This is a genomic window from Actinoalloteichus spitiensis RMV-1378, from assembly GCF_000239155.1.
GTDB lineage: Bacteria > Actinomycetota > Actinomycetes > Mycobacteriales > Pseudonocardiaceae > Actinoalloteichus_B > Actinoalloteichus_B spitiensis.
In genome coordinates this window covers 1-2,667 of record NZ_AGVX02000603.1, presented here as the reverse complement: position 1 = coordinate 2,667, position 2,667 = coordinate 1, and the positions used below count along the sequence as shown (strand labels likewise).

General features: G+C 74.1%; 2 protein-coding genes. Both read left to right on the top strand.

All coding sequences use genetic code 11. The features are described from left to right. On the top strand, nt 1–994 hold a 994-nt coding region (locus ACTIDRAF_RS30575; RefSeq protein ID WP_016700948.1), incomplete at its 5' end, for a GGDEF domain-containing protein. A gap of 211 nt (nt 995–1,205) precedes the next feature. After that, on the top strand, nt 1,206–2,667 hold a 1,462-nt coding region (gene glmU, locus ACTIDRAF_RS0222420; protein ID WP_016700947.1), incomplete at its 3' end, for a bifunctional UDP-N-acetylglucosamine diphosphorylase/glucosamine-1-phosphate N-acetyltransferase GlmU.

Here is a 2,667-nt window from a genome sequence, read left to right as displayed (position 1 = left end):
GGACTCGTTGCACCCGCGCGCCAGGGAACGGCCCGCCGCCGAGCAGGTACCGGTGGTCGGCGCGGCGCACGCCCTCGCCCGCCCGTCCCCCGACCACGTCGAGCCCCTCCGGCTCCTGCACGACCGCTGCCGCTACCCCCGCGAACTGATCATCGTCTCCCTCGCCCTCTGCCGGTGCCTCGAGGCGGACGGCCGGGAGGCCGAGGCGCTGGAGGTGCTGGCCCAGGCGCGGGAGGAGGTCAGCAGCGACCCGAACGAACCACCGCTGTGGCTGTCGCTGGCGCGGGAGTTCGCCCGGCTCTGCGGACCGGAGGACGGGGAGGCGGCCACCCTCGCGCTCGAGCAGTACAACGCCGCCTTGGAGGACGAGCTGTGGACCCTCCGGGAGACCAGGCTGGGCACCCTCCAGACCCGGCGGGAACACGAGCGGCTGACCCGCAAGCACGGCGCGATGGCCAGGCAGGCGCTCCAGGACCCGCTGACCGGGCTGGCGAACCGGAGGGCGCTCGACGAGGAACTGGACTCCCTGATCCGTGACCCCGACGCCTACCCGCTGGCGGTGGCGCTGTGCGACCTCGACGGCTTCAAGGGGGTCAACGACCGGTGTTCGCACGCCGAGGGGGACGACGTGCTGCGGGTGGTGGCCAGCACGCTGCGGGACGCGCTGCGGGCCGATGACACGGTCGCCCGCTACGGCGGCGACGAATTCGTGGTCCTGCTACCCCGGTCCACCCTGGAGGAGGCGGAGATCGCGCTCAACCGGGCCGTGCGCGCGGTGGCCGCACTGCCCCACGACCTCTCACGCGGGGTGACGCTGTCGATCGGCGTGGTCGACACCGGGGACCAGGAGAGCGGCGGGCAGGTCCTGGCCAGGGCCGACTCCGCGATGTACCAGGCCAAGCGCGGGGGCGGCAGCCAGGTGTTCACCGCCGGCCCCACGGGTGAGTCCGTGAGCGAGCTGACCACGGAACTGTGGGAACCCCCGAAGAGATGAGGCGAGGTGCCCCCGTCGCGCGACGGCGGGCCGCCGGGCGCCCAGCCCACCACCAGCGAAGATCAACTCCGCGGGCCGTCGCGCGGCCCGGCCGGCGACCACCCCTTAGGATCAGACACCCTGAAGGGCGAACGACCGTGGGTTCCGCCGCGTCCCGGCCACCCCGGCGCCGCTGCCCGACCTCACGGAGAACCGCGGAGGGAGAACCTCGATGCGTCACGGTGCTAGCGCCGGTCCCGCCGCTGCGGAGGCCGGAACGGGCCCCGTCAGCACGATCATCCTCGCGGCCGGCGAAGGCACCAGGATGCGGTCGTCCACCCCCAAGGTGCTGCACGCGATCGCCGGGCGGTCCCTGGTGGAGCACGCCGTGCGGGCCGCCACCGAACTGGGGCCGGACGAGCTGGCCGTGGTGATCGGCCACGGCCGCGACCAGGTCGGGGCGCACCTCGACGCCGTCGGCGACCGCTTGGGCCGCGAGATCCGGCTCGCCGTGCAGGAGGAACAGCTCGGCACCGGGCACGCGGTGGCCTGCGGGCTGGCGGCGTTGGGCGGCGCGGCCGGCTCGGGCACCATCCTCGTGAGCTACGGCGACGTCCCGCTGCTGGACGGGGCCACCCTGTCCGCACTGCTCGCCGAGCACCGGTCCGCCGGCAACGCGGTCACCGTCCTGACCTCGGTCGTGACCGACCCCACCGGTTACGGACGGGTGTTGCGCGACCGCGACGGCGCGGTGACCGCCATCGTGGAGCACAAGGACGCCACTCCCGACCAGCTCGAGATCACCGAGATCAACTCCGGGGTGTACGCCTTCGACGCCGCGGTCCTCTCCGACGCGCTGGGGCGACTCGGGACGGCCAACGCGCAGGGCGAGCGCTACCTGACCGACGTGCTCGGGATCGCCGTCGGCGACGGGCGCCGCGCCGGAGCGCTGGTGTGCGCCGACCCGTGGCTGGTCGAGGGCGTCAACGACCGGGTGCAGCTCGCCCGGCTCGGCGCGGAGCTCAACCGGCGGCTGGTGGAACGGTGGATGCGCGCCGGGGTCACGATGGTCGACCCGACCTCGGTGTGGGTGGACGTCGACGTCCGCCTGGAACGGGACGTGCTGGTCGAACCCGGCGTGCAGCTGCGCGGGACGACCACGGTGGGCGCGGGGGCGACCGTCGGCCCCGACAGCACCCTGGTGGACTGCGAGATCGGCCCGGACGCGGTGGTGGTGCGCACCCACGGCACGGGGGCGGTGGTCGGGGCGGGCGCCAGCGTCGGCCCCTTCGCCTACCTGCGGCCCGGCTCCGAGCTCGGCGACAAGGGCAAGATCGGCACCTTCGTCGAGGTGAAGAACTCCCAGATCGGCACCGGCAGCAAGGTCCCGCACCTCAGCTACGTCGGGGACGCGACGATCGGCGAGTTCAGCAACATCGGCGCGGCCAGCGTGTTCGTCAACTACGACGGTGTCGAGAAGCACCGCACCGTCGTCGGCTCCCACGTCCGCACCGGCTCGGACAACATGTTCGTCGCTCCGGTCACGGTCGGCGACGGCGCCTACAGCGGGGCGGGCACCGTGCTGCGCCGCGACGTCCCCCCGGGGGCGCTGGCCGTCTCCGGCGGCCCGCAGCGGAACCTGGAGGGCTGGGTGGAACGCCGCCGGCCGGGCACCGTCGAGGTCGTGACCGCCC